General features: G+C 57.5%; 23 protein-coding genes and 2 pseudogenes. 14 read left to right on the top strand and 11 right to left on the bottom strand.

Features of this window, described 5'->3' with window-relative positions:
• The first annotated feature begins 138 nt into the window (after positions 1-138).
• The gene (locus BLT65_RS28565; RefSeq protein ID WP_091784161.1) at positions 139-531 is read left to right on the top strand and encodes an SET domain-containing protein; all 393 of its coding nucleotides are present in this window, start codon (positions 139-141) and stop codon (positions 529-531) included.
• A 254-nt stretch (positions 532-785) separates the two neighbouring features.
• Here BLT65_RS28565 and BLT65_RS28560 read toward each other — a convergent pair whose 3' ends face one another.
• Positions 786-2,270 carry an ISNCY family transposase gene (locus BLT65_RS28560; RefSeq protein WP_091783870.1) on the bottom strand — a complete coding sequence of 495 codons (1,485 nt, stop codon included), beginning with the start codon at positions 2,268-2,270 and terminating at the stop codon, positions 786-788.
• A gap of 838 nt (positions 2,271-3,108) precedes the next feature.
• On the opposite strand from BLT65_RS28560, the gene BLT65_RS46630 reads away from it, so the two are divergent.
• A complete protein-coding gene (locus BLT65_RS46630; protein ID WP_167306555.1) occupies positions 3,109-3,270 on the top strand; it encodes a transposase in 162 nt (53 codons plus the stop codon).
• Positions 3,271-4,188: 918 nt separating this feature from the next.
• Positions 4,189-4,634: pseudogene (locus BLT65_RS28550) on the top strand (IS21 family transposase); the annotation flags it as partial.
• A 46-nt stretch (positions 4,635-4,680) separates the two neighbouring features.
• On the opposite strand, the gene BLT65_RS28545 reads toward BLT65_RS28550, so the two are convergent.
• A complete protein-coding gene (locus BLT65_RS28545) occupies positions 4,681-6,306 on the bottom strand; it encodes a methyl-accepting chemotaxis protein (RefSeq protein ID WP_091783864.1) in 1,626 nt (541 codons plus the stop codon).
• A gap of 89 nt (positions 6,307-6,395) precedes the next feature.
• Between BLT65_RS28545 and BLT65_RS48785 the strand changes: the two are divergent.
• Positions 6,396-6,677 (top strand): annotated as a pseudogene (locus BLT65_RS48785) (transposase); the annotation flags it as partial.
• A gap of 92 nt (positions 6,678-6,769) precedes the next feature.
• On the opposite strand, the gene BLT65_RS28535 reads toward BLT65_RS48785, so the two are convergent.
• On the bottom strand, positions 6,770-7,186 hold the full coding sequence (locus BLT65_RS28535; RefSeq protein WP_091783858.1) for a DoxX family protein: 417 nt from the start codon (positions 7,184-7,186) through the stop codon (positions 6,770-6,772).
• Positions 7,187-7,920: 734 nt separating this feature from the next.
• Between BLT65_RS28535 and oxlT the strand changes: the two genes are divergently transcribed.
• From oxlT to BLT65_RS28495, 8 genes are all read left to right on the top strand, one after another.
• Entirely contained in the window at positions 7,921-9,228 is a 1,308-nt protein-coding gene (gene oxlT, locus BLT65_RS28530; protein ID WP_091783855.1) for an oxalate/formate MFS antiporter, read from the top strand.
• A gap of 276 nt (positions 9,229-9,504) precedes the next feature.
• The gene (locus BLT65_RS28525) at positions 9,505-10,476 is read left to right on the top strand and encodes a LysR family transcriptional regulator (protein WP_091783852.1); all 972 of its coding nucleotides are present in this window, start codon (positions 9,505-9,507) and stop codon (positions 10,474-10,476) included.
• Positions 10,477-10,630: 154 nt separating this feature from the next.
• A complete protein-coding gene (locus tag BLT65_RS28520; protein WP_091783849.1) occupies positions 10,631-11,590 on the top strand; it encodes a VOC family protein in 960 nt (319 codons plus the stop codon).
• A 7-nt stretch (positions 11,591-11,597) separates the two neighbouring features.
• A complete protein-coding gene (locus BLT65_RS28515; protein WP_091783847.1) occupies positions 11,598-12,284 on the top strand; it encodes an alpha/beta hydrolase in 687 nt (228 codons plus the stop codon).
• Entirely contained in the window at positions 12,284-13,342 is a 1,059-nt protein-coding gene (locus tag BLT65_RS28510; RefSeq protein WP_091783845.1) for a maleylacetate reductase, read from the top strand. Before BLT65_RS28515 ends, BLT65_RS28510 begins: the two co-directional genes overlap by 1 nt.
• Before the next feature lie 186 nt (positions 13,343-13,528).
• Positions 13,529-14,635 carry a porin gene (locus tag BLT65_RS28505; protein ID WP_091783842.1) on the top strand — a complete coding sequence of 369 codons (1,107 nt, stop codon included), beginning with the start codon at positions 13,529-13,531 and terminating at the stop codon, positions 14,633-14,635.
• A 100-nt stretch (positions 14,636-14,735) separates the two neighbouring features.
• The gene (locus BLT65_RS28500) at positions 14,736-15,986 is read left to right on the top strand and encodes an MFS transporter (protein WP_091783839.1); all 1,251 of its coding nucleotides are present in this window, start codon (positions 14,736-14,738) and stop codon (positions 15,984-15,986) included.
• A 160-nt stretch (positions 15,987-16,146) separates the two neighbouring features.
• Complete coding sequence (locus BLT65_RS28495) at positions 16,147-16,509, top strand: hypothetical protein (protein WP_091783836.1); 363 nt, start codon at positions 16,147-16,149, stop codon at positions 16,507-16,509.
• Between the two features lie 326 nt (positions 16,510-16,835).
• Here the strand turns inward: BLT65_RS28495 and BLT65_RS47320 are convergent, their stop codons facing one another.
• The 7 genes from BLT65_RS47320 to BLT65_RS28460 form a co-directional block, all read right to left on the bottom strand.
• Positions 16,836-17,240, bottom strand: coding sequence for a hypothetical protein (locus BLT65_RS47320; protein WP_167306554.1), 405 nt, complete (start codon positions 17,238-17,240; stop codon positions 16,836-16,838).
• 260 nt (positions 17,241-17,500) lie between these two features.
• Complete coding sequence (locus BLT65_RS28485; RefSeq protein ID WP_091783830.1) at positions 17,501-17,842, bottom strand: cupin domain-containing protein; 342 nt, start codon at positions 17,840-17,842, stop codon at positions 17,501-17,503.
• Positions 17,839-18,816, bottom strand: coding sequence for a quinone oxidoreductase family protein (locus tag BLT65_RS28480; RefSeq protein ID WP_091783827.1), 978 nt, complete (start codon positions 18,814-18,816; stop codon positions 17,839-17,841). Before BLT65_RS28480 ends, BLT65_RS28485 begins: the two co-directional genes overlap by 4 nt.
• Positions 18,817-18,824: 8 nt before the next feature.
• Positions 18,825-19,367, bottom strand: a complete 543-nt coding sequence (locus BLT65_RS28475; RefSeq protein WP_091783823.1) for a gamma carbonic anhydrase family protein — start codon at positions 19,365-19,367, stop codon at positions 18,825-18,827.
• Entirely contained in the window at positions 19,364-20,242 is an 879-nt protein-coding gene (locus tag BLT65_RS28470) for a beta-keto acid cleavage family enzyme (protein WP_091783820.1), read from the bottom strand. The genes BLT65_RS28475 and BLT65_RS28470 overlap by 4 nt, the downstream gene beginning before the upstream one ends.
• A 74-nt stretch (positions 20,243-20,316) precedes the next feature.
• Positions 20,317-21,063, bottom strand: coding sequence for an SDR family NAD(P)-dependent oxidoreductase (locus tag BLT65_RS28465; protein WP_091783817.1), 747 nt, complete (start codon positions 21,061-21,063; stop codon positions 20,317-20,319).
• 19 nt (positions 21,064-21,082) lie between these two features.
• On the bottom strand, positions 21,083-21,985 hold the full coding sequence (locus BLT65_RS28460; RefSeq protein WP_091783815.1) for a dioxygenase family protein: 903 nt from the start codon (positions 21,983-21,985) through the stop codon (positions 21,083-21,085).
• A 253-nt stretch (positions 21,986-22,238) separates the two neighbouring features.
• Between BLT65_RS28460 and BLT65_RS28455 the strand changes: the two genes are divergently transcribed.
• Together BLT65_RS28455 and BLT65_RS28450 are read left to right on the top strand one after the other, a co-directional pair.
• A complete protein-coding gene (locus BLT65_RS28455; protein ID WP_091783812.1) occupies positions 22,239-23,594 on the top strand; it encodes an amidohydrolase family protein in 1,356 nt (451 codons plus the stop codon).
• A gap of 66 nt (positions 23,595-23,660) precedes the next feature.
• Positions 23,661-25,040 carry an amidohydrolase family protein gene (locus tag BLT65_RS28450; protein ID WP_091783809.1) on the top strand — a complete coding sequence of 460 codons (1,380 nt, stop codon included), beginning with the start codon at positions 23,661-23,663 and terminating at the stop codon, positions 25,038-25,040.
• On the opposite strand, the gene BLT65_RS28445 is transcribed toward BLT65_RS28450, so the two are convergent.
• Positions 25,037-26,074, bottom strand: coding sequence for a LacI family DNA-binding transcriptional regulator (locus tag BLT65_RS28445; protein WP_091783806.1), 1,038 nt, complete (start codon positions 26,072-26,074; stop codon positions 25,037-25,039). The genes BLT65_RS28450 and BLT65_RS28445 overlap by 4 nt on opposite strands.
• Positions 26,075-26,163: the final 89 nt, after the last annotated feature.

Genomic DNA, 26,163 nt, shown 5'->3' with positions numbered 1-26,163 from the left:
AGCAGAAAGCGCGCGGCGAGCACGAAAGTCGACGTGCTCGCCGCTCCCGATGCGCCCTCCCTTCTCGACCCGCGATGGCTGGTGTTTGCGCGCGTGGCGAATCTGTGCGGTCTCAGCAAGGCCGCCATTGCGCTCGACATGCCCCAGTCAGTCGTCAGCCCCGTGCATGGAAAAGGATTGTTTGCTCTCCAGCCTGTTGAAGCAGGCGAACGCCTCATTGAGTACAAGGGAGAAGTCACCAGCTGGCGACGCGCGGCCGCGCGTCAGCGATCGGAGGCCGGACACACGTTTGTTTTCGGCCTCTCGGACGGACGGGTCATTGACGGAAGCCGAGGCGGCAACAGCCCGCGGTTTCTGAATCACGCGTGCGAACCCAACTGCGAGGTAGTCGAGGTCGGCGAAGAGCTGTTTATCGACTACACACTCGTCATTGACGGCGAGATCACCGACGAAGTCAGCGCACAGTATGCCTGCCACTGCGGCGCTGCGTTTTGCCGTCACTCGATGCTGGCCGGGACGACAGCTGTCTGACTCTTGCTTTCAACCAGCCTCCGAGATCGCCAATTGCGCGCCAAGGAGGCCGGGCGAAGGCTTAAGCAGCTCCGCCGTCGACGGGCATCAAGTCGACATAGTGATCATTGGGTTTGAGATGAACGTATAGGATCGATTCCGCCATTTAATTCGGTATACATATCATGTCAAAGCCAGATCCAGATGTCCGCCTCCCGGCCAGATAGAGATGCCCGGGTTTAAGGGGTTAGGATTTGCTTTTCATGGGTTAAAGATCACGCAGTGTCGAAGGATGGCGTTTGAATGGGCAGGGCGCTTACGCCTGTTCCACTGTCCCTTGCAGACCGCCGGCCAGGTTTGCGGGATTGCGGTTGCGCCTGTCTTTGCTGGGCAAGATCCACAATCGCATGTTCGACGTCGGCCTGAGTGAACTCGCGTTGTTTCTTCTTGCCTGGTGAACGACTTTGGACTTTGGTTGGGGCGCCCAGATGAGTCCGGGAAGGCGCCTTACCGATCCGGCTGTTATCGCGTTGTGCCTGAATCGCCTGCGAAACCTGGAGCACGTGGCCCAATCGCTTGTGTTCAACGATCGCGCCCTGATCGATCTCGGCCAGCCGGTCGTACTGCCTGCACGTCAGAACGCGGCCGTCCGCCCGAAGTTCGATACGCCCATCGGGGTACTCCCAGATCTCGATATATCGATCGATCAGCCTGCGGTGCTCCGGCGTGTCCTCCAGCAGATACATCACCCGGTCGTACTGTACGGTCAGCGACTTTGTCACCTTGCGCGACTCGCGCCACATCATCACCAGTTCAAGGCTCTCATCCGCACGCAGCGGCCGGTGCGCGTCGAAATCGCTCTTCGGCGGCTTTGCGAACCGCGCGTTATAGGAGGCCATGAAGGCAGGGGCATACGCGTTGGCATCGGCGATCGTGCTGATGCCACGCAGTCGCAATTCCTTCACGAGACGGTCCTGCAGCGTCAGATGTGCGCGCTCCACGCGCCCCTTGGCCGGACTGCTGTTCGCGCAAAACGTGTCGATGTTCAGCTCGTACATCGCACGCCCAAAGTGGGTCACGCTATTGCCATCCTTGTTCGCGCCCGTCTTGCGAAACACGCTGTACTTGTCGCTATAGAGCGCGCCGGGTTTGCCGTGGCGCTCGATGTACGCGCGCGTCGCCTCGAAATAACTGAAGGTCGATTCCGTGGCCGTGAAGTGCAGCGCCATCAGCCGGCTCGTCGCATCGTCCACATACACCAGCAGCGTGCAGGCCGGCGCCCGGTCCTCGAACCAGCGATGATCGCTGCCGTCGATCTGGATCAGTTCGCCCAGGCACGCGCGCCGGGCCCGCGGCTGGTAGATCTTCGGCGGGCGCTGTCGGCGAGGTATCCACAGCCCGGCTTGCGTCATCAGATTCCGCACGGTTTCCTTCGCGAGCCGGATGCCATGACATTCGCGCCACTTCTCGCACGCCAGCGTCGGACCGAAATCGGCGTATCGCTCACGGACGATGGCCAGAGCACGTTGGGCCAGTTCGCCGTCCAGTCTCCGATTCCCGGGCATACCGCGCTTTCGAGAGATCAGTCCAGGCGCGCCAGACTCGCGGTATCGGGCCACCAACCGTCGTATTTGCCTCGTCGTCAGACCCAGGCGTTCGGCGGCACGCCATGGCTTGAGCCGTCCCTCCGTTACGTCCTGAATGATCTTGAATCTGTCCAGTTCCCGCATCGTCATTGTTATCCGTTCTGTCACAGCCATCGATGTCTAGAGCGCCCGAATACGGCGGGTGGCTAGCATACGACGGCATCAAAAGCGGACATTACAACTTGGCCTCTACATATCAAAACGGTGCTAAATTGATTTATGTTAAATTCCGAAGCGACATTTTGTCATGGAATCCACAACGATCGTTAAATGCTCGCTCGAGATTGGTCCGCGCGTGTGGCTCTCAATCGGCCGGAAAAATCCAGGTTAACGTTACGACAATTGAAGTTTGAGCACGTGATCGTCCATCGCGAACTCCCCGCAAAGCGCGATTTGGTCACGAGGTTATGAGCTCACGGAATGCCCGATGAGCGGCGCATTCGATCACACGTTTCGATAAGCCAAGGATTTCCTTACGCTAAACTCAGCGGACGTAACGTCATCTACACGGTATTCCCTGAGTGCTTTGGATTTGCTTCAGGTTCACTATCCGTATGCAGGACGTTCCAATCTCGACTTGCCATTGTGTGACGGACGCGGCAGTGGCTTGACTTCGATTGTTGCGGCAAGACGCTAGGCCCCTGTTTGCACATCCAGATCGCCATCGTCCTTATGAAGTTCATACCCGACCAAATCGAGGATATGACCTCTGTTCCGCAGATAGAGTTCTCGTTCTGCTTTCCACCGCCAAGTTGCCCGCTCTTTCGCTCACAGAGCAAAATCACTACACGGTACGAGCCTTGGCAACCGGAGACCACTCAAGATATCAGCCAACTCGTACTAGTGAACGCGGACCACACTAGCGATCGCTCTATATCTCACGCAAGTCATCCCACGTGTGGCGCGAGGAGCAAACCATCATCATTAGGTTGATCGACGTTTATTGACAAGCATGATTGATGTGGAGGAAGGTATGCAATTCGAGGAGCTTTCCAACGAGGAATGGTCGCGCGTCGGCCCTATGCTCAATGACAAACCTGCTACGGGCATTCTGCAAGCCGGCCGCCCGCGCGCTCAGACACAGGTGGTGGCCAATGCAATCCTTTGGTGCTGACGACGGGGGAAACATGGTCAAAGCTGCCAAGGCGGTATCCATCGCTGCCGACCTGTCGATGCCGGTTCAAAGAATGGCGTCAGGATGGCAGACTATCGAAAATGGTCCAGACGCTGACGAAGATTGGGCGGCGGTTTCAATACGTTCCCGATTGTAAGTGGTCCGAAGGAGACCGAGACAAAACAAGATATGTGTCCGTTACCGAGCGATTCTCTACACCTGATCTGGCGCAGCCAAGGATCTTGGCATGGGCCCAGTGCGGACGAAACGCAGACTCGCCGACAGTAAACCACGCAACGTCACGCGTCGATATTCGTGTTCTATCGTGGAGAACCGATGTGCTGCTTGGCCATGCTTCGAGCGCGATAAATAGCGCACTGATTTCGGGTCGATAATGCCGCAGAATTCCTGAGTTATGGAATTCAGGTGGATGTCGCAACGATCGAGAAAGGAGGTAACATGCGCTGCCAATTCGGGGCGGCATCTGTAATCGTGCATCGCGATTGCGATAAATTCTGGCTTCACTGGCAGGAAAGCGTTACGAGGGTGCCTTGATTTTGGCGCGAGCGAACTGCAGCCCGTTGCATTGTGGTTCGCGAGTTCCCGCATGGTGTGACGTGCAGTTGTTGATGAGTAAAGAGGTTGGACCTGTGCCGACGAATGCTCGCTCATGTTGTTGGGATGAACGGGACTGTGAAGTCCGGATGCCCCCTGTACGACTGGAGCCTTTGGCGCGCGTCTTTCATCAGTGACCACTGTCACTATGACAGCAATGATGTCCGTTTGTAGACACGCCGTCCATATACCTCGAACTCGTAGCAACCTCGGTAACAGCCACGGGCGTTTGGATCACCACTGTCTAACCGCGCCGCGATAACGTGAGTCGGGGCCGATGGGACGGCGCTTGCTAAAAATGTGGAAGTCCTTGTAGACAACATGAAGACAGTGATCCTGAAGCGCGATGCGTTTGGCAAGAAGCAGCACCGATATCATCCGGGGTTAGCTGACTTCGCCAAACACCATGGGTTCGTGCCTCGCGTCTGCAAGCCATACCACGCGAAGACGAAGGGCAAGGTCGAGCGTATGAACGGATATTTGCGCTACAGCTTCTGGGTCCCGTTGGTTAACTCAAACAGGCAGGGCTGACGGCGGAGTGCGGCCTCTGCAACGAGCGCGTCAGGCTGTGGCTGCGCGACGTCGCCAACGTCCGTGTGCACGGTACGACCAAACGTGTACCTGCCGAAGTGTTGCTCGAAGAGCGGCCACATCTTCTGCCACTGCCGGAACCATACGTAGGCCGTTCGGTTAGAACCGTAGCGACACCGTATCAGCAACCGAAACCGGCGTCGCGGTATCAAAATCCGATAACTCAGGAGACCGGCGCGCATCACAACGGCCATTGAGATAGCGCTACGTAGCGTACGGATCTCTCGCTGAAACTCCACCTTTCTCAAGTAGTCGCACAGGAATTGCGTGCCCAGGGTCGGCGAGCTTGAAAACCGATACTGCGTCTTTCAGGTTCATCGCCTGCTCTTCTAGAGAGTGTGCTGCAGCGGCAGCCTGTTCGACTAGCGCCGCATTCTGCTGCGTCACCTCGTCCATTTGCGAAACAGCCCTACTCACCTCTTTGATGCCGCGACTCTGCTCCTCGGAAGCCGCCGCAATTTCGCCGATGATGTCGGAAAGCTGCTTGATCGCCCGCTTCACCTCGCTTATTGTGATGCTGACTTCCGTTGCCCGCTCCGCGCCGTCTTTGATCATCGCCACTGAAGACCCTATCAAATCCTTGATCTCCTTTGCCGCAGCGGCCGATCGCTGTGCAAGGCTGCGTACTTCGCCAGCCACCACAGCGAAGCCGCGCCCTTCTTCGCCTGCGCGTGCCGCCTCCACAGCGGCGTTCAGTGCCAAAATGTTTGTTTGAAACGCGATGCCTTCAATTACCCCAGTGATCTCGGAAATCTCGACCGAACTCCCGCTAACTTTTTCGATCACGCTGACCATACCCTGCACGGCCTCGTTGCCTGCTGCGGCTATGTCTGTCGCTCGTACCGCCAACGCAGTCGCCACACGTGCGCTATCGGAATTATGCTTCACCGTTTCCGTCAACTGCATCATGCTAGATGCAGTCTCCTCCAGCGACGCGGCCTGCTCTGCGGTTCGGGCGGAAAGATCGCTGTTTCCGGCCGCAATCTGCTGAGAGGCACTGGCAACGGAAGAGCTTGCAACTTGTATCCGCGATACCGCTTCTGCTAAATTTTTGACCGTTTCATGAAGTGCATGAAGCAAGCTCGAGCGATCCCGAGGCATCAACCTCACATCGCCCGTCAGATCGTTGCTGGCGAGGAGCTTAGCAATCTTTGCCGCGTATGTTGGCTCGCCACCAAGGGTTTTCATAATACTTCCGGTGATTTTCCAACTGACTGCAAGAAGAACAAGCAATACAGCGCTGGTCGCGCCCCCGAGCTTTGCGATGTCTGTATAGAACTCGGCGTCAACGTCATCAATGTATACGCCCGTAGCCAGCACCCATCCCCAGGGTGGGAACATTGCGGCGTAAGCCACTTTCGCCTTTGGTATTTGTTCCCCGGCCTTGGGGTACCAGTAACTGGCAAATCCACCCCCATCTTGCGCTACCTTCATCAGCTCGCGAATTATGAGCGTCCCTCTCGAGTCTCTTAGATCCGATCGATCCTTTCCCAATTCTTGTGGAAACTCAGGCGCAAGAATGTAAACCCCGTCGCGAGTGAAACCAAAAAAAGCATTTCCCCTGCTATAAGGTAAGGATGCAAGCTCCTCCAGAGCGGCTTTCTTTGCATCGGCCTCAGATATTTTTCCGACTCGTGCAAGTTCATACTGATGATTCATAATTCCAACACCAACGCTGACCACATCATGAAGCTTTTCTTCACGCCCTTCGATTACCCTCTGCTTCACGCGAATGAGTGCTGATCCGATCAATATTGCTATCCCCATTAGCGATACTATAGTCAGTGTCGAAATACGCGCTCTCACCGAGAGTTGAGGGAACTTCTTCATCTTTTATCTCATATAAAAAATATTTGCAAAATTAAAGACCGAGTTTTCAAGTTTGAAGTGCAACACCCTGACTCGTTTAAGGTGTTGCCATGGAAAGACGATACCAACAACTCCAGCCTGAAGAGCGGCTAACGATCGCCAGCCTGCGTCTGCAGGGTTCAAGCATACGGGCTATGGCCCGTATGCTTGGGCGCTCACCTTCAACTGTGAGCCGCGAGCTGGCTCGCAACCGTGTGCCTGAGCATTACGCTTCGATTCCGGCCCAGGCGCTAAGCGTCGCACGACGTGTCGCTGCTCGACGCCCTGTGAAGCTTGAGCCACAAGGGGTGACATGGCGCATCGTCCTCACGCTGCTGGACTGGACATGGTCGCGATACTACTACTGCTTGATCTGTCTACATTGCGGCACCAATATCTACCGAATGCTCTTTGGTAAGCTTGGCCAAGTTCGTGCAGCTGTCCCTTAACTTTTCTTGATCTCACGTATCGAATGTAGTGCTACAAGCAAAAAAGCACCGATGACGGTGAGATGTTCCCAAACGGCGTACTTCTCCATGACCGCGTTTAACCCGGTCATGTTCCAAAAATCGTGCGCCACCGGAATCGTCGACATTGTGAAGACCGCGAGCATTAGTGCCCCGAGGCTCACATAGCGTCCACCGATCACCAGCAGCGATCCGACCAGTGAAACCCCGATAACCAAAGCCGCAATCGGTGCTGCCGGACTTAGTCCGAAATGTTGCATCTCCTCGATTGCATCGTGGAAGGATAGAAGTTTGCTTAAGCCGCTTAGCCAGAACATACTCGTAAGCAATACCCGCAACGCTATGCCTGTCAACCGATAACGAGACTTGACGTTCTGCAAAGATGTTAATGCCATTTTGTACTCCCATATCCGAAGGGCTGCGTTTTAGTAAGACGTGGTCCGTAATGTGGTTAGAGATTTGTGAAAACCGAGCACCTGTTGCGGGATCGACACTGTCATCGAGACTCGCTTGCTTGACGAAAGAGACGTCATACAACGCACCAGACAACATGTAAACGTTCGAGAACGTGCTTCCTAACGCAGATACCAACATGAAAGTAGCTGCGCAGAGCATGAAATTCGATGTGATTGAGCGCACGAAGACAGAATTGCTTTGACCGTACGCCGACAATGACCACCCAGAGAATGACGCGATCCACTTTATGTGAGTCCCTCCCCGGAAGTCCTAGACGCCTAGCCTATTGCGACGACAGAGCTGGACAGGAGAATTGAGCCAGCTGTATTGGATTCGATGTTTCATCTCAGGTATGCATGCAATCGATTGCATCACTATATACGCCTTGCATTGTTTTGAACCTAGGTGTTTACCAACAATAGAGAGCCGCGTTCCTGCCATTGAAGAGTATCTTTCCGTGCTGCTTGACGAAGCGCAAAAGTTTTCTATAATGCAATCGATTGCATGGACCGTACACGATAATCGTGCCGAACGCATCGGCACACTTGCCCACCTCGTGCAATTTTGAAGTCGATCTGCCCGCGAGCAGACCTTCGAACGATTGTCGGCAAACAGAACGAAGCGGTCCTACTACAGCACAAACTTGACAACAGTTACTCGGCAAGGAGCCTTGATGAAAAGTATTGGAGGGGACAATGGCCAGAAACCACGGTGTGGATCGCAAAAGGGTTCACTAACGCGTTGGGTGCAACTTGCACTTGGCATGACGGCAATGCTGGCCATCTCAAGTCCGCAGTACGTGTGGACCCTCTTTGTAAGCCCCATCAGGAGCGAGCTGAAAGCAAGCCTTTCTGCACTTCAGGTGACCATTGCTTTGTTTAGCGTATTCCAAGCTGGACTCGGACCGATTTATGGCTGGATTGCCGTGCGAATGAGCACCCGATGGCTCGGCGTGGCCGGTGGCTTGCTGGTCGGTTTAAGCTGGGTGATTTCGGGCTACGCTGCTTCCGTCCCGGCACTCTACGTTAGCTATGGGGCAATGGCAGGAATCGGAACAGGACTTGTGTATGTAGCTGTGATTGAACTCATGATCCTCTGGTTCCCTGACCGGCGAGGCTTGGCTGTTGGAATGGCTGCGGGGAGCTATGGCTTTGGGGCGATCATTACAACGTTTCCGATCGCATTTTCGATCGGCGCGTCCGGATACCGGAGCACACTGGTTACTTTTGGCGTTGGCTTGGCTGCCATCATCTCACTGGCGTCGCTTTGGATGAGGCGGCCTACGCAGAAGGAAGCGCTTGAGTTCGGGCCTTCCATCGAAAGCGGCGGCCGAGCGCTGGTCGGAGCGACCACTAGGCAAATGGTACGAACGCCGGCATTCTGGTGGATGTACGTGGCCATGGCGATGATGGCGACTGGCGGCCTTATGGCTATATCTCAGCTCAGCGCATTTGCGAAAGACTTTGGCATTACAGATGGCGTACGCGTATTCGGGATGGCGGCCCTACCGCTCGCGATGACAATTGATCGCATCGCAAACGGAATCACACGTCCGTTCTTTGGATGGTTGTCCGACCTTATCGGTCGGGAAAACACGATGTGTGCCGCCTTTGTCCTAGAAGGCATTGCGATCACACTACTACTCACGTTCGGCAGAGACCCTCTGACTTTTACGGTGCTGACAGGAATGGTCTTTTTTGGCTGGGGCGAGATTTATTCGCTCTTTCCGTCACTACAGGCCGATGTGTTTGGGACCGCCCACGCTGCAAAAAACTTCGGGGTGTTGCTGACCGCTACCGCAGTGGGCTCGATATTGGGCGGCCCCATGGCCGCTGCGGTCTACGAAACGACAAGGTCATGGGATTTCGTGTTTTACGCGGTAATAGGCTTGGATCTTTGCGCGGCATTCATTGTTATGTTCATAATCAAGCCCATGCTGCGCAACGCGGGAGCGGTCATATTGAACGCGGGCGAAACCTGAGCGCGGTGCTTGCCGGGCAGATCACGTCCGCGGCAGTAACACCGACGTGAACAAGGGCACTGCGCGACGTCGTCTCTTAGTCGTAATGCCGCGTTGCCGAGGCGATAGCTGAACCCTCCGCAGATCGCGCTGGATGGACGCGGAAGCATCAGGCGTTCGCGCGCCGTACAACTGGATAACGACATGCAGACCAATCCTCAAATTGGCCCGCCCGGTCGCGACTCCAGAGTAGCAACGACTTCTCGCACTTGACCTCGCGGAAGGGGTGCAAGAAAGATGAGCAAGCTTCTAGGTATTGAAGCCTTCGTGCAGGTTGCGCAAGCTCGAAGTTTTTCCGATGCCGCGCGAACACTGGGTATATCCAAGTCATTGGTGAGCACACGTATCCGGCAACTCGAAGAGCTGATTGGAGTGCCATTATTGCAGCGGAATACGCGTAACGTCTCAGTTACGGAAGCCGGGCGAAGTTTCTACGATGAATGTATTCACGTGGTAGGTCGTGCGACCGAAGTCATCGACCATATGCGAGAACAAAGCAGCACGCCCTACGGGGTGCTCCGGGTCCACGCACTGCCCGGCTTCGTACTCGGCTTTTTCGGAGAGGTAATCGGTCGCTTCCAGGAGCGGTATCCAGAAATAACACTCGACCTGGTGATCAGTGACGCAATCGTTGATCCGGTTCGAGAGGGATACGACTGCGTACTTCAGCTTTTCGAACCGGTATCTGAAACGCTTGTGGCCCGCAAACTACTGAACTGGAGAGGTGTGTTCTGCGCCTCACCACGGTATCTCGATGTTCATGACGATCCTCAGCGGCCGAACGACCTCATGCATCATAGACTGGGGCTTTACTCACGTTATCCGACACGCGACAGATTCACTTTCCTTAGCGAGGGGCCTCCGGAAGAGTTACAGCTGCCTGCGAAACTTCGAACCAATAGCGTTCACCTGTTGCGCGAATATGCGTGTGGAGGCCACGGTATAGTCTGTATTCCAACCTTTGTCGCTGCAAATGATCTGCTACAGGGTAATCTGAAGGTCGTCCTGCCTCGCTACGTCACCCCGCCATTCGGGTTATCTGCCGTCTACCCGGCCTCCCAGCGAGGTCAGCTGAAGCTAAAGCTGTTTTTGGAAGCATTGGCGCTTGACCCGGGCCAGGATCCCCCATGGGACAAAGCCTTGCTCGAACGTCGGCTCATTCTACGCTCCGATGGAAGCGCCGCTACCGGTGAAAGCCATTCCGTGTGAACAGACTGTTCTCGACGTCGGGGATTGGCATTTGCCAGTGGAATTTCTAATATTGCCCGGCGACAGATACCTTCGCCGGAAGCCACCAAGGGGATGGTAACGAGGCCGTCCTATACCCACGCATTCCTAGACGTCCATGATTGACGGAGACAAAATGACTAAATCTGATATCACTATTCATCGCCACCACCACATTACGCTATGCGTAGGCGGAGCGCAGGAAGACTACGATTTTCACACCAAGGTGCTATCGCTAAAGAGCGTCAAGAAGACAGCGCTCTACGACGGGACCTTTCCAATCTATCACTTGTATTACGGTAACGACACGGGCGAGGAGAGCACCCTTGTAACGACGTTCCCGATGCGCCAGTCGGGTCGCAAGGCACGCCCCGGTGCTGGACAGATCAGCACGCTGAGCCTCTCGGTGCCTGTATCCGCTCTCGGATTCTGGCGTAAGCGCTTGTCGGACCATGGTTTCGCATCCACCTATAGCGAACGCTTCGGCGAAGAAATCGTGTCATTCAGTCATCCGTGCGGGATCGAGTACGAGTTGATCGGTATTGCGGACGACTCACGCACCGCCTATTCCAACGGAGAAGTTCCGGCAGACCTTGGTATTCGTGGTACGCACGGTATAACTCTTAAGGTACGCGAACTTGAACCTTCCGAGGAATTCATGGCGTCCGCATGGAGCGGCCGCGAAGTAGCGCGAGACGGCAAGTACGTGCGTTTTTCGCTCGGCGACGGCGGCCCCGGCGCCTTCGTCGAATTTGCCCTTGAACCCGATTTGCCTCAATCGAGCTGGACATACGGTGAAGGCATTGTGCACCACTGCGCCTTCCAGGTCGCCGACTTCGCGGCACAAGACGCTGTCAAAGCAAGGCTGGAAGGTCTTGGCTTCACCGACACATCGGAACGAAAGGACCGGGGCTATTTCGATTCAATCTACGTGCGTACGCCTGGCGGCGGCATGTTTGAAGCAACGGTGTCCAAACCGCAAGGCTTCGCGATTGACGAGCCGATCGAATCGCTAGGCACGAGCTTTAAAGTGCCTCCCGTGTTCGCCAGTAGACGCGAAGAGATCATGGGTTTTCTCGAACCGCTCAACTACTAATTCTCGCATGGACCTATTCGACCCAGAAGCGGGTGAGCAACTGTGCATTTTTGGCGCCCCCCTCCAAGTATCCCGCGCCGCAGTCATTCTGCTGCACGGACGCACGCAGACCCCGGCAGACATGCTCGACTGGATTGTTCGCAGGATAGCGTTGACCGACTTGACCTTTTTTGCGCCTGCCGCGCCAGGCCGCAGCTGGTATCCCGAACGCTTCATGGCGCCGCTCGAGGCAAATCAACCGGCGCTTGACGATGCGATAACACGGATAGGCGATCTCAGCACCGAACTTGCCGGCCGAGGCTTTGGCGCGAGCCGCCAGATCGTCATGGGCTTCTCGCAAGGCGCTTGCCTCGCTTGTGAGTTCGTCTGGCGCAGCGGGCACCGACATCAGGCACTGATCGGTTTCACCGGCGGGCTAATTGGGCCTCAAGGTCATAGCTGGTCCGTCCGGCAGGACGTGTTTGCGGGTATGCCGGTGCTCCTATCAAATCGGGAGAATGATCCATGGGTTCCTGCCGCTCGCAGCCGGGCGACTGTCGCCGCATATCGCGCTGCTGGGGCCAGCGTGTCGGAACTGCTGTATCCGGGCGAATGTCATGAGATTAACGACCAAGAGATTGATTGCGCCCGCTCGTTGATACAGTCCGTAATATCGGACGATCACCACCTCGCCCGTTCTCAAGGAATTTTCTGATGCAAGCGTTTCTTTATCAAAGTCACGCAACCCGCGTCCGATTCGGTAACGGCGTACTCGAGAAGCTACGCTCTGAAATTCAGACGCTCGGCCTGAAACGCGTGCTTGTTCTCACCACTCCACAACAGCGGCCGCTCGGCGAACGGATTCAAGCGCTAGCGGGAAATCTGTGTGTCGGAATGTTTTCGGGCGCCGAAATGCATGTGCCAGTCGCAAGCGTCGAGACGGCCTGCGAAACAGCCCGTCATCTTGATGCGGATGGCTACATTGCGGTCGGCGGTGGTTCAACGATTGGCCTAGCGAAAGCCATCGCCCTCAGACTGACGATGCCAATCATTGCCATTCCTACTACGTATGCCGGTTCGGAGATGACATCTATTTTCGGCATCACGGCAGCGGGTCGGAAGACGACCGGTCGGGATGTCCGTGTGCTGCCCAAGACTGTCATTTACGATCCCCTGTTAACCACGTCCCTTCCCCTATCAGTTTCTGTCACAAGCGGCATCAACGCAATTGCGCACGCTGCCGAGGGACTCTATGCACAGGATTCCAATCCCATCATTGGTCTCATCGCTGAAGAAGGTATCCGTGCAATGGGAAGCGGCCTCCCGCTCACGGCTCACGACCCTGATGACGTCGACGCACGTGCGCAATGCCTGTACGGTGCGTGGCTGTGCGGAACGGTACTCGGCAGCGCCGGGATGGCGCTTCACCATAAGCTATGCCACACCCTCGGCGGATCGTTAAATCTACCTCACGGAGAAACCCATACGATCGTGTTGCCACATGTGCTCGCCTATAACGGCAATGCCGCACCGCAGGCAATGGAGCGCATCGCGCGCGCGCTTGGTGTGGAGAAAGCTGCATCTGGTATTTACGACCTCGCCAAGAACCTTGGCGCGCCGATGGCTCTGAATTCCATCGGAATGAAAGTCGATGATATCCAAAAAGTGGTTGATGCGGCGTTGCAGAATCCATATTGGAATCCCCGACAAATTGACCGAGCTCCGCTGCAGGAATTAATCGAGGCCGCGTTTCAGGGACGCCGCCCATCATAAGACCGGGCATCGGAAAGGGCGAGCTCGGGTCGGCCTTCCTCGCCCTGTCCGACGCCAGAATCTTTGCACGGCGACGTCGGCTCACAAGACCCCGGACATCGACTTAGTCGACCTCCGATCAAATATGGCCAATATCGTTAATTAAGTAACGACAATATTACGCATAGTATTCCTAATGGAGACAAAATGAAGGAGTTTGTAATCGCCTGTCTTGCAGTTTCTTCCTGCATAGCAGGTCAGGCACACGCTGAGGAAGGCCAACCCGGAGGGAGAGTTTCTCTTTTCGGGCTGGCCGACGCAGGCGTGAGTTACGTGAGCAACGAGGGCGGTAACCGAAACATAAAATTCGACGACGGCATCGTTACGCCAAATCTTTTCGGCCTGCGCGGCACCGAAGATCTTGGTAACGGTTCGTACGTACTTTTTCAACTCTTCAATCAGTTTTCTGTTGGCACCGGCAATATCGTTGGTAGCGGACTATTCGCGAGAACTGCGTATCTTGGACTGGAAAACGACGGGGCCGGCAGGTTGACGCTAGGCAACCAGTATGACTTCATGTCCGACATGCTGTTCGCCAGCGGGTGCGATGCCGCACGCGACGTCGGCGGCCTGTACAACTTCAGAAATGGCCCATTCCAGAAGCTGGCCCTGCCAGCAAATCCGACGGGTGCATTTGATTGGGATCGGTTGGCGGGGAGTCCGGTAGCTAACTCGGTGAAGTACGTTGCGCCCGCCTTCAACGGGCTCCGTGTCGGCGCGATGTATGGATTTGGGGGGGGACCTGGCTCACTTGGCGTCGGCAGTACGGAAAGCTTCGGTGCGCAATACGCAGCGGGACCTTTCGGGGCGGCGGCCGCCTACACCAATGAAAAGTACCCGGTTTCCGGCGGAGTTCCAGCCGCAAGCGTACGAAACTGGGGCGTCGGCGCCCACTATGTCATCGGCAGCCTGAACACCAGTGCGTTGATTACCACCGTACGCAATTCTGCTTCGGATGGCGCGGTATGGATGAGCGAGTTCGGAGGTACATGGCATTTCGACGCCGCTTTGTCCCTCGGCATTGCCTATATGTACATGAAAGGAAATGTCTCGCTTGATAACAATCACGCTCATCAAGTAACCGCGTCCCTTCAGTACTGGTTGTCGAAACGTACGCTGGTGTACGCAAGCGGCGCGTGGCAGCGCGCGAACAACGGTGCTCAGGCGCAGATCAACGGCGTTCTTGATCCAAACGGAATGTCCAGCAACGCCGTTCAGTCTATCGCGCGTATCGGTGTACAGACGGCTTTCTAATTTACCAAGAGCAGCAGCGCCAGCAAAACCGAACGTCGGTTCGTCGACTTATCACTATCCCGAGCCGATGCAACATGAACAAACCAAGGAGACTCAACGTATGAAACACCAACCTGCGTCGGAGTGGGATACGAGGTACGAATGGAAAATCCTGGCACTATTGTCAATTGGCTTCGGCCTTGTCGGCGTTGATCGGTTCATGATCATGCCGTTGTTTCCGGTGATGATGCGCGACTTGAATCTTGACTATCAGGACCTCGGTCACATTACTGCGGCACTGTCGGTGGCGTGGGGCCTGTCCGCGATATTTTCCGGTAATCTTTCCGATCGTTTCGGCCATCGCAAGGTGATTATTCCCGCGATGCTGGCTTTTTCGGTGCTTGCGTGCGCCAGTGGCCTTGCATGGGGAGTGAGTAGCCTGATTTTGATCCGCGCCATGATGGGCTTCGCCGAAGGAGCCTTTACGCCGTCGAGCATCATAGCCACGCTCGAAGCGTCCGAGCCTTCGCGGCACGGAAGGAACGCCGGAATACAACAGGCGGCGTGCCCGCTGCTCGGCCTTGGACTCGCTCCAATCGCCGTGACGCAACTACTAAAGTTCATGCCGTGGCAGTGGATCTTCGCGGTGGTGGCGGTTCCTGGACTCATCGTGTGCGCGTTGACCTGGCGGGTCCTCCGCGACAGCAGCGCAACCGCTACTGCGGCTCACACGGTGACACACGACGCGGAGAGCCATCGTTGGTATGAAGTGCTGCGCTACCGCAATGTCACGCTTAGCTTTGTGGGCATGCTGTGTTGGCTGACGTGCCTGATTGTCTTGAGCGCGTTGATGCCTAACTATCTGACCGACTATCTGCATCTGACGCTCGAACAGATGGGTTTTGTGCTCTCTGCTATCGGCGCAGGCGGTACATTGGGCGGCCTCACGATGCCGGCACTCTCCGACCGCATTGGGCGAAAACCCGTGATGGTTGTCTCGGTCGTGGGCGCCTTCGCCGGCCTTTGGTTTCTGTCGCGAACTGGCGCTGATCCGGCAGCGCTGTTCTGCGAACTATTGATCACAATCTTCTTCGTGTTCAGCATGATCATGCTTACTGTCGGACCGATCTGTGCTGAAGCCGCACCGGCAACGCTAATGACGACGGCATCCGGTCTCGTAATCGGCGTCGGAGAGGTATTCGGAGGAGGCGTCGCGCCATCGCTCGCCGGTTACGTTGCAAAGCACTTTGGTATTCAGTACATCATGGCGCTCGGTATGGGCGCGCTGGTCGTAGGACTGATGGTTGTGCTTTCACTGAAGGAAACCGCACCCTCGCGGCTGGCGAACAGAAAGCTCTCAGCGGCGTCATAACGGCCGAATCATCGGCTAGCTGGAAATCTGAGCTTATATCTGACACGCAAATTGGGACCGGCTCGGGTGACCGGATCCGGGTGTAGATGGTCCGCCGCGTGAACTCCCCGAGAGATTCAGTCCTACCCCGATTCTCCGCTTCTATTGTAAGGCGAAGAAAATGCGAACGCTTATTGCGAGCACGACGTACTATGAAATTTCAGTCGATACCCAACGAAACAGATTGTATTTAGTTTTAGAAGGTATTTGGCCGTCTGTTGCCACGGTCCCACACTATCTCGATGACATCAGGTCCGCTCTGTCTTCCGTTAAGGCATGGTTCACCGTGCTCGCAGATCTGACAGCGATGAAAGACGAACAGGCCCAAAAGCTGTGCATAGCACGAGGCTCGAAAACGAACGCGGAGGTTTTGACCAGCGCGACCGCGAAATTGAGCGCCGATCAACTCTCGCGTCGGTCTGGAATGAATAAAACCGTCTTCCGCGACATCGTTGAAGCCGAGCGGTGGCTCGACATGCAATAAGCGTGGTTGTGACAAAGAAGAAGCTGAGCCATGCGGGCGACTGCGGTTGGCTGAACGTCTTGAGTCGCGTGTGAAATGGCTTCCGCTTCTCGTCTCTCACCTTGAGGCGTTCGGTAGCAGCACGGAGTTGGTCAGATTTCATCCCGGTTGAATGAGCGGTCCGCCGAGCTGGCTACTGGCACTTAAGGCGAATGCGGCCTCTGCGGTCGCCGCAAGCGCAGCTGGCCTTGGAGCTGACTCTGCCCCCACGCCATGAACACCGCAGCGGGATAGCCGCGGGAGCGGGAGACTAGCTGCCCAGGCACTTCTCGCTTACAGAAAATTGCTCACATACCTAGTGTTAAGATGACCGGTCCCATCCGTCTTGCATGGTCGCGCTCGATGGAGCTGAGCTCGCGAATAAGTGCGTATACGGTGCGTCGCTGTATATAAGTCAGGTCCGGAGTGGCGAGAAGCCGGTTAAGTCGAGCGCGCCAGTAGTCGTAGAGAATCATTTCCGGAGCACATTGGACGATGTTGGCCCGCATTACGCGGCCGACGTGCATGATGTCATGTTCGATAACCGGATTCATTTCACTTTCATACGGTAGACAAACTGCGATTGCCACGGCGGGGGCTCCACTGCGCCCTCCGGATAGCGACGCATCGGGGCGCAAGACCGCTCCCGGCGGGTTTGCAGCAATCAAAATGTGTGAAGGAACAGTCACGAGCAAAAAGGTGGCTGAATACATCCAATGCCCCGACACATGGATGGACCGAGAGAGTTGTGCGGATAGCTTGGATAGCTGTCAGGGTACGCGGATACAACAGGGAAGCGCGCTAGGCGAGCAGATGGGATAGCAGTATCGCTCGCTTGTACGCGAAACAGCACTGCTGATATGCGTCGCCGATTGCCCGGCCATGCATACGCCTTGTCCGGAACCGGCAACGGTGATCCACCGCTGCTCACGAAGCAGGATTGTGAGCAGCGGTCGAATCGGGCAAGGAACCGCTACTGCTCCAGACGCGGCATCGCCAGCAGGATCAACGCCGGACGGTCAGTATGATTGAACAGCGCGCGACGCTCGCTCGCCGCGAGGCGACAGGAATCGTAACGTTCTAGCAGTTCGTCACCATCGTCCGTTTGAACAGTCACAGCCCCGTCAAGCACGACGTAGTGCTTTTCGGCGGGCGAGCCAGCAAGTGTCGTGAATCCACCCGGCTCAATAATCGACACGCCAAGCCACAGCACATCCGACGGCCCTGCTTCGTATCCTTGCAGCCGAACGCAGCGCATGTTGAAGTGATTTGGCGGCGAGTACTCCGGTGCCTCGCTGAAACGGGTGACATTCATGGTTTGAGTAGCACCCGCTGGCGCGCTCCGTTGAAAACGGTCCGGTAGGCCTCGGCTGCCCGTTCCAGCGGAAACACATGGTCGTCAACGATCGGGAACGGCTGGAGCACGCCTTCTTCGAACGAACCGGAGAGGCTATCCAGAATCCGGGCGCCTTCGTCGCTGCCGAGCGCCAGAGTGTCGACGCCAACGTAGGTCCGTTGGCCACGATAAAACTCGAGAATGTCGAACGGCACCGCGCGGTCGATCGTCGATATGAAGATTTGCACACCCCGCATTGCCGTGGAACGGTTCGCCTGATCGAAATACGGACTACCCACTGTATTGAAAATAATGTCAGCACCATGGCCAGCAGTCAGCTCGTGCACCGCTTCATACACGTTGTCGCCTGGCGCAACCATCGTGATCGGACCGCTCGAATGTCCGATATAGGCTTGCGTTCCTCGTTCTACGCCTATGACCTGCGCACCGGCCTGCGTTGCGAGCTGAATAGTTGCCTGACCGACCTTGCCGTTTGCGCCGAAAACCAGGATCACCTTGCCTGGCGCTGCACCGCCGGCCCGACGAAGCCCTTCGGCTGCGGTGACGAACGGCACGCCCACTGCCCCGGCTTCGTCCATCGACAGTGCAGTTGGCTTTTCGCGCACGCTCGACAACGGCACCGTTACGTATTTTGCATGCGCGCCGTTTCTGCGAATGCCAAGCTCCCCCCCACTTCCCCATACTGCCTTGCCGATCAGATTTTCAGGGCCGCGCACAACGGTGCCGGCGTAGTCACGTCCAGGCGTGCGAGGCCAGACCGCGTGCGGCATAAAACCGAGCACCGCCTTGACGTCGCTCGGATTAACGCCGGAGCTGCCCACTTCAATGACGCATTCGCCATTGCCGGCATCAGGCATGGCCTGTTCCTCAAAGTGCAGTTCAAGCGCGTCGATGTTCGCGCTCTTCGCTTTGACCGTGATAGCTGTATTCACATAAACTCCTAACGTTTGATGAGATTGAATTCGTCGTTCAGGTAGCGCAGCGCCAACGCAACGTAGCGGTCGGCAACGGCGGCAAGAGCGTCAGCCTCAATGCCGTCCAGAATGCGCAAGAGCCGCGCTGGATTACCCGCCCACAGTTCGCCAGAGCCTATCGTCTTCCCGGGTGTCAGCACCGCGCCAGCGGCAAGCATTCCACCGCGCTGAATCGTGGCACCGTCGAGCACGCGTGCGCCGAAACCAACAAAGCCGGTGTCTTCAATCGTGCATGAATGGAGAATCGCACCGTGACCGACGGAAACGTCGTCGCCGATCAGTGTCGGCCGTCCGCCCGTCGTGCAGTGGACGACCGTGCCATCCTGGATGTTGGTTCGCTGCCCGATCTTGATGCGTTGGACGTCCCCTCGCAGAACACAGTTGAACCAGATCGACGCGCGCTCTCCGATCGTGACGTCGCCGATAACGACGCTGCCGATGCCGACAAATGCACTCGAATGGACACGTGGTGACACCGCCGCGTAATCGGGCAAGATGGTGTCGCTCATGCCAATTCCAGCATGTCGCGCGCCTCGCGCGCCGACGCGACCTCGCCGCCCAGCGACAGCACTATGTCTCGCGCCCTCGCAACCAGCTCTGCGTTACTGTCAGCTAGCACGCCACGCGAGATGTAGATGTTGTCCTCAAGACCGACCCGGACATGACCGCCCGCGAGCCATGCGAGCCCCACTACGGGAAACTCGAAACGCCCGATGCCGAAGGCCGACCAAATTGCGCCTGCCGGCAGCAGATTACGCGCGTACAGTATCGTTTCAGGGGTCGACGCAAATCCGTACTTCACGCCGGTGACGAGGGTCCACAGCCCGGGACCGTTCAGCACGCCGTCATCGATCAGTTCGCGCGCGAGATGAATGTCGCCGCTGTCGAAAATCTCAAGCTCCGGCTTGACGCCCGCTTCACGGATCACGCGCGCCATTCGCGCGACGTTTCGGGGTGTGTTGATCACTACCTGCGTGCCCGAATTCATAGTGTTCAGGTCCAGACTGCAGATGTCCGGACGCAGCTCGGCGATGTGCTCAACACGTTTTTCCGGCTGCATCAGCGTTGTCCCGGGCCCGGCGACCTTAGGGTCATCGTCACCCGGCACAAACCTGCCGCCCGGCCCAGTCGTAAGGTTGATGATGAGTTGGTCGTCCACTGCGCGGATCCGATCCATCACGTCGCGGTACAGCGCCACGTCCATCGACGGCTGCCCCGTCGAAGGGTCACGTACGTGAATGTGAACCACCGCTGCGCCGGCGGTCGCAGCTTCCAGCGCCGAGTCGGCGATCTGCTCCGGCGTGATGGGCAGGCCTGGGTGCTGGTCGGGCCGCGTGATATTTCCGGTGATTGCGCAGGTTATGATGGTTTTGCGAGCATGCATCGTGTTTGTCTCTTTGTGAATATTCCTTACGGGCAGAAGCTCTTACGTCGGTACGCCTCCACGGAGTCGCACTGCTATCCAAGCCGCCGTCCGCCATCAACGACGATCGTCGTGCCGGTGCTGAAGGTCAGATGCGTCGCGCAGGCGATGACCGCCTCCGCGATGTCCTGCGCACTGCCGATACGTCGCATCGGCGTCGTCGCGGCGACCTTGTCGTTGAAGTTAGCACCGCGTCCCGGGACGAATCCCGTATCGACGACACCGGGCGACACGTTGAGGATGCGAACGTGCGGTGCCAGTACACGGGCAAGTGACATCGTCATCACATCGAGCCCAGCCTTCGCCGCGCAGTACGCAATGTTGCTGCCAATGCCATTCGCCCCGGAGATCGACGACACGTTGACCACAAGGCCGGCGCCCGACTGCTCGAGCAGACCACGGAACTCCCTGATCGCGGCAAACTGTCCACGCCAGTTGACACGCATGATGTCGTCGATAAGTTCATCGGTCAGGGCATCGAGATCGGCGTGCGGCACCGGCCTGGTAAAGCCTGCGGCGTTCACCAACAGGTCGACGCGGCCGTGAAGACTCGCGAGTTCGTCCGCGAGACCTTTAAGCGTAGATGTGTCTGCAACCGAAGCAACAGCGGCATGATGTCCCCTGCCCGGTAGCCCGCTTATCATGCGCTGCGCGGTCTCGATCGTCTGCCCAGTGACCACCACACACGCGCCAGCGGCAGCGAGCGCAGTGGCCGTGGCCGCGCCGATACCCCCAGTACCGCCGATGACGACTGCAACCTTTCCTTCCAGCGATTCGGACATAACGTACTCCGACGATCATTTATTTGATGGGTGGAACCGGGCGGAACGACTCGCCTTCAGCAAGAACGAATTCGTACTCGAGCGAGTAATGCGGCCCGTCGCAGGCGCTTGAGGCCGTACCTTCACGTAGTTCGTAGCGTCCGACCAGATCCCGAGTGACGCCGAACACGACGTCGGAGCCAAGATGGTCAGAATCGTCGGCGAATACCTGAGTGACCAAGGTTGCATAGCCTGGCGCGACGACCAGGAAGTGGATATGCGCCGGACGATATGGGTGCCGCTTCTGGGCAGCAAGCAGAGCGCCCACAGGACCATGGGTAGGGACTGGGTATCCCGCGGGACACACGCTGTGGAAATAGAACTCGCCGTTATCGTTTGTGCGGAACTGGCCACGCAGATTCATCTCGGGCTGCTCCGGGTCCTGGTTCTCGTACAGTCCAACGGGAGACGCCTGCCAGACGTCGACTGTCGCGCCGGCAATCGGCTCACGGCGGGTATTCACCACCTTCACTCGGACAACCAACGGCAGGCCGGGCGATCCCGACGCCGCGATGTTGGCGCCATTTTCGAACCGTGGTGCGCCATCGCGAAAGAATGGCCCGAGCAGTGCACCGGAGGTGCGCTCACCGCCGCACCCATTAAGCAGTGTGACGAGCGTGGAAATGCCGAGCACGTCAGCCAGCAGGACCACTTCGTTGTGCAGGTCGGTGCACGACTCGCCGACGGCCCGGAGAAACGCGTGGCCCTGTTCGAATTCCTGATCGGTCAGGCGCACCTCGCGCAGAAATGCGTGGCTATGCCTGACGAGCGCGAGCAGGATCTGCCGCAGGCGGGGGTCGGGCGTGTTGCGCATCGCTGCCTCCACGAGTCCGGTCATGGTGTCAGCATCTTCGATGATGCCCTCGTCCTCTACACGGTTCATACGGCTTCCTTTTCTGGTCATCGTTTGCAATCGATTGCATGGTAGGCGCATGATCTACCTGCGTCAAGTCGAAGCGAAGACGTGGCGGCAAAATTCGGTGTGGCCTCAGTTACGACTCGAAAAGGTGGACGACACTCGTAAACCCCTACTTATTGCTAGCTCTGAATGGCGTACATTTACGCAATCGATTGCATTAAAGTAACGAAGACTGCCGTTTGGCCCTCACCTGTTATAGCCCGAACGGGAAACGAAGATGACACGGATACTGATCAAGAACGCTCAGATCGTCTCGATGGACGATGAAGTCGGAGACTTTCAGGGAGACATCCTTATCGACGGCTCGCGGATCGCCGCCGTCGGTCACGCACTCGACGCGCCGGACGCGGCAATTGTCGACGCCTCGGATTGCATCGCGATCCCGGGGCTCGTGAATGCGCACCTTCATACGTGGCAGGCGGGACTTCGCACTATCGCCTCAAACTGGACGCTACCGGAGTACTTCCGATGGGTGCACGCTGGCCTCGCCGCACTGTTCACTCCCGAAGACATTCGGATTGCAACGTTGGCGGGGGCGCTGAACCAGCTCGAAAACGGAACCACCACGCTCGTCGACTGGTGCCATAACAATCCCACGCCTGCGCATACCGATGCCGGAATTGCCGGGCTGCTCCAGGCTGGCATCCGGGCCACGTTCATGCACGGTTCGCCGAAGCCTTCTCCCGTCCCCGGGCAGAGGCCGTTCTGGGAAGTGCCGCATCCGCGTGACGAAGTGATTCGGCTCAAAAGCGAGCTTGATGGAAACGACAGCCTTGTCAGCCTCGGCCTCGCGATTCTGGGTCCGCATTACTCGACGCTCGAGGTCGCGTTTGAGGACTTCGAGCTGGCGCGGGAATTTGGTCTCGTCGCATCCATGCACCAAGGTGGCGGTGTCGCGCGCAGTCCCGACGGATGGCGTCACCTCGAGCAGGCCGGCTTGCTCGGGAAGCGCATAAACATCGTGCACGGCAATGATCTCGGCGCGGATCAGTTGCAACGTTTTGTGCGCGCCGGCGTGACCTTCACTGTCACCGGCGAAAGCGAGATGGTGTCCGGGCACGGGCACCCGATAGTCGGACGGCTACGGGACCTCGGCGTGCGGCCATCATTGGGCAGTGACATTGAGTGCGCGGTGTCGGGCGACATGCTGACGGCGGCGCGCATTACGCTGTCGCATCAGCGTGCGTTGGACAATGTGGCTGCCCGTCAAGCCGGCACACTAGGAGGAAAAAGCCAGGCTCGTACACGTGACGCGCTCGCGTGGATTACGATCGAAGGAGCACGTATGCTCGGACTGGAGGCGTTGGTCGGCTCAATCTCGCCCGGCAAACAGGCCGACCTAGTGCTGATCTCGACCGCCTCGTTGAACATGCAACCTGTGCACGATCCGGTATCCGCTGTCATCCTGCACGCCAACCAGTCCAACATCACTTCCGTCATGGTGGCCGGCCAATGGCGCAAGCGAGGAGGGAAACTTCTTTACGACGATGTCAACGGCGTGATTGAAGCGCTTCGGCTATCGGGAAAGCGGATACTGGGTGCCGTGGGCATTCAAGGCTCCGATCTGGAGTAAAGAGCTTCGTTGAACCTTGCATACTCGCCGGCCCCAGTTGCGGGTCCCCTCTCCGCGCATGGACGTATGCTACTGATACGCCATGCGCATGTCGTATCAATGGATCCTTCGATTCGCGACCTAGTGGGGGATGTGCTTATCAGTGGCGGCAAGATCGTCGACGTTCAATCATGCATTGAGGCACCGGACGCTGTAGTGATTGATGCTCGTCATAAGGTCCTGATCCCCGGCCTCGTCAACGCACATATTCATCTATGGCAGACCGTGTTGAAAGGGTGCGGAGGAAACTGGACTTTCAGTGACTATTTGCATGTGCTTGACAAGGCTGGCAAAAATTTCACGCCTGATGATGTATATCTGTCGACGTTGACCGGTGCGCGTGAGCAGCTTGAGAGCGGCGTCACAACGGTATTTGACTGGGCGAATATTCTCAACACGCCCGACCACGCGGACCGCGTAATCGATGCGCTCAACGACTCGGGAATTCGTGCCGTGCTAGGCCATGGCACGCCGGGCGCCGACTTCTGCACGTGGCGCGAGTCGACCAGACTCCGGCATCACGACGACGTCGCGCGGGTCCGCCGGCAGCGCCTGTCTTCCAACGATACATTGGTCACGCTCGGACTCGCTGTCCGCGGGCCCGATTTTGCCACCTTGGAGGCAACCCGGGCCGACATACGCCTGGCCCGCTCGCTCGACATCATGTCGAGCATGCATGTGGCGTTCGGCACGTGCGGCGGGTATGTCCCGAACGTGCGACGCCTTGGCGAAGCAGGGCTGCTCGGCCCGGACATCAACCTCACACATGGCAACCGCCTGGGCAACGATGAGATTAGAATGGCCGTCGACCTCGGGACTAGTATTACAGTCACGCCGGAAACCGAAATGCAGATGGGTCACGGGTTTCCCGTCACCGGTCGGATAATCGACGCTGGCGGCAACGTCACGCTCGGCTCCGATCTCGGCTGCAGCTGCAGCGCCGACATGTTTTCTCAGATGCGCTTCGCCGTTCAGTTCGAGCGTGCAATGGCCAACTCCCATGCGCAACTGGAAGGTCGGATGCCAGACACTATTGCGCTCACTGCGCGCGACGTCTTGCGAAGCGCCACACTGCAAGGCGCTCGCGCCCTCGGACTGGCGCAGCGCACTGGTTCGATTACCCCGGGAAAGGACGCCGATCTGACACTGCTCAGCTGGGAGCATTCACACCTCGCGCCGCGAGACCCGGTGCAGGCTGTGGTGTTTCACGCAAACGCATCCAACGTCCATACCGTCATGGTCAAAGGCGAGCTGCGCAAATACTGCTATCAACTGCTGAGCCCTTCCGAGCACAAGGCGTTCGATGCCCGCGCAGCCAGCAAGCGCATCGTGGACGCGGTGGCGTTGCCGACCGGCGCATATAGCGACGACTGGGACTTCCGGCAACGGCCTCCGCACGGTCGTTAGCTTCGCGCCGCCGACGGCGCCGCTGTCGACGCCCGAACTACCAATTCCGGCGTTAGCACCACGTTCACTTGACGCTGACTGCCTGATTGCAGCGTTTCGAGGATCAGCGAAGCCGCTCGCGCGCCCATTTCATATAGCGGCAGATGAATCGTCGTCAGCGCAGGGGCGACGGCGTCCATGAGCGGCATATCGTTGTGCCCAACAATCGAAATGTCTTCGGGACAGCGTACCCCTGCCGAACGCAGCGCATCGTAGCACCCAAGCGCAATCAGATCGTTCCCCGCAACGATCGCGGTGACATCCCGGTACTTTTCCAGCAGCACTTCACAGGCTGCCTTGCCAGCTTCACGCGAGTACTGCGGGCACTCGATGATCGGACAAGCGGACTTCCTGAGACTATGTTCCTTGATCGAGTCTTCGAATCCCAGCTTTCGCAGATGCCCTGTTGACAGCCCTGTCGGTCCACTGAGATGCGCGATGCGGCGATGGCCGAGCGTGGTCAGATGGCTCACTGCGAGACGGATAGCGAGTCGGCTATCGCCGACAACGCACGAGACTCGTCCGCTCTCATCGCTGCGATTCACGCCGATCACGGGCAAGCCTTCGTCGAGGCAATGCATCAGCACTGGGTCGTTGCGCTCGGCAGTGGCCAGAATGAGTCCGTCTACGCGTCGCCCAACCATTTGGTCTACAACAAATCGCTTTCGCTCGGCAGATCCGGAGGCATTGGCGATGAGCGGCAGCATCCCGCGTTTCGCGAGTTCGTCCTCGATTCCTCGGCAAATCGGCGGAAAGATCGGGTTCGTAATGTCCGGCAGCATCACGCCGATGATGCCGGAGCGGCTTGTCCGAAGCGACGCCGCAGCCCGGTTCGGCGTGTAGTTCAGCTTTTGCGCAGCCTTCAGCACCCGATCGGCAACCTCGGCCCCGATCAGATGACGGGTCGACGGGTTCAACACACGGGACACTGTTGAGGCGTGTACTCCCGTCAGTTCAGCAAGCTCGTGAATTGTCGAGCGTCTCTTTGTCGCCATGGTCGGAAAATTAACCAGCAATCATTCGGCATGTCGGACAACCAACATGGTCGGAAACGCTATGGCGTGTACGTCTGGAGCCTCCGATA

The organism is Paraburkholderia steynii, from assembly GCF_900100565.1.
In the GTDB taxonomy this organism is placed as follows: domain Bacteria; phylum Pseudomonadota; class Gammaproteobacteria; order Burkholderiales; family Burkholderiaceae; genus Paraburkholderia; species Paraburkholderia terrae.
Note: the sequence above shows the minus strand (reverse complement) of the source record. Positions and strands in the feature narration are given on the sequence as shown.

Excerpts from the sequence above, each read along its gene's own strand:
- BLT65_RS28565 (WP_091784161.1), top strand. The coding sequence starts at position 139 with ATGCCCCAGTCAGTCGTCAGCCCCGTGCATGGAAAAGGATTGTTTGCT.
- BLT65_RS28560 (WP_091783870.1), bottom strand. The coding sequence starts at position 2,270 with ATGGCTGTGACAGAACGGATAACAATGACGATGCGGGAACTGGACAGA.
- BLT65_RS46630 (WP_167306555.1), top strand. The coding sequence starts at position 3,109 with ATGATTGATGTGGAGGAAGGTATGCAATTCGAGGAGCTTTCCAACGAG.
- BLT65_RS28545 (WP_091783864.1), bottom strand. The coding sequence starts at position 6,306 with ATGAAGAAGTTCCCTCAACTCTCGGTGAGAGCGCGTATTTCGACACTG.
- BLT65_RS28535 (WP_091783858.1), bottom strand. The coding sequence starts at position 7,186 with ATGGCATTAACATCTTTGCAGAACGTCAAGTCTCGTTATCGGTTGACA.
- oxlT (WP_091783855.1), top strand. The coding sequence starts at position 7,921 with ATGAAAAGTATTGGAGGGGACAATGGCCAGAAACCACGGTGTGGATCG.
- BLT65_RS28525 (WP_091783852.1), top strand. The coding sequence starts at position 9,505 with ATGAGCAAGCTTCTAGGTATTGAAGCCTTCGTGCAGGTTGCGCAAGCT.
- BLT65_RS28520 (WP_091783849.1), top strand. The coding sequence starts at position 10,631 with ATGACTAAATCTGATATCACTATTCATCGCCACCACCACATTACGCTA.
- BLT65_RS28515 (WP_091783847.1), top strand. The coding sequence starts at position 11,598 with ATGGACCTATTCGACCCAGAAGCGGGTGAGCAACTGTGCATTTTTGGC.
- BLT65_RS28510 (WP_091783845.1), top strand. The coding sequence starts at position 12,284 with ATGCAAGCGTTTCTTTATCAAAGTCACGCAACCCGCGTCCGATTCGGT.
- BLT65_RS28505 (WP_091783842.1), top strand. The coding sequence starts at position 13,529 with ATGAAGGAGTTTGTAATCGCCTGTCTTGCAGTTTCTTCCTGCATAGCA.
- BLT65_RS28500 (WP_091783839.1), top strand. The coding sequence starts at position 14,736 with ATGAAACACCAACCTGCGTCGGAGTGGGATACGAGGTACGAATGGAAA.
- BLT65_RS28495 (WP_091783836.1), top strand. The coding sequence starts at position 16,147 with ATGCGAACGCTTATTGCGAGCACGACGTACTATGAAATTTCAGTCGAT.
- BLT65_RS47320 (WP_167306554.1), bottom strand. The coding sequence starts at position 17,240 with ATGTATTCAGCCACCTTTTTGCTCGTGACTGTTCCTTCACACATTTTG.
- BLT65_RS28485 (WP_091783830.1), bottom strand. The coding sequence starts at position 17,842 with ATGAATGTCACCCGTTTCAGCGAGGCACCGGAGTACTCGCCGCCAAAT.
- BLT65_RS28475 (WP_091783823.1), bottom strand. The coding sequence starts at position 19,367 with ATGAGCGACACCATCTTGCCCGATTACGCGGCGGTGTCACCACGTGTC.
- BLT65_RS28470 (WP_091783820.1), bottom strand. The coding sequence starts at position 20,242 with ATGCATGCTCGCAAAACCATCATAACCTGCGCAATCACCGGAAATATC.
- BLT65_RS28465 (WP_091783817.1), bottom strand. The coding sequence starts at position 21,063 with ATGTCCGAATCGCTGGAAGGAAAGGTTGCAGTCGTCATCGGCGGTACT.
- BLT65_RS28460 (WP_091783815.1), bottom strand. The coding sequence starts at position 21,985 with ATGAACCGTGTAGAGGACGAGGGCATCATCGAAGATGCTGACACCATG.
- BLT65_RS28455 (WP_091783812.1), top strand. The coding sequence starts at position 22,239 with ATGACACGGATACTGATCAAGAACGCTCAGATCGTCTCGATGGACGAT.
- BLT65_RS28450 (WP_091783809.1), top strand. The coding sequence starts at position 23,661 with ATGCTACTGATACGCCATGCGCATGTCGTATCAATGGATCCTTCGATT.
- BLT65_RS28445 (WP_091783806.1), bottom strand. The coding sequence starts at position 26,074 with ATGGCGACAAAGAGACGCTCGACAATTCACGAGCTTGCTGAACTGACG.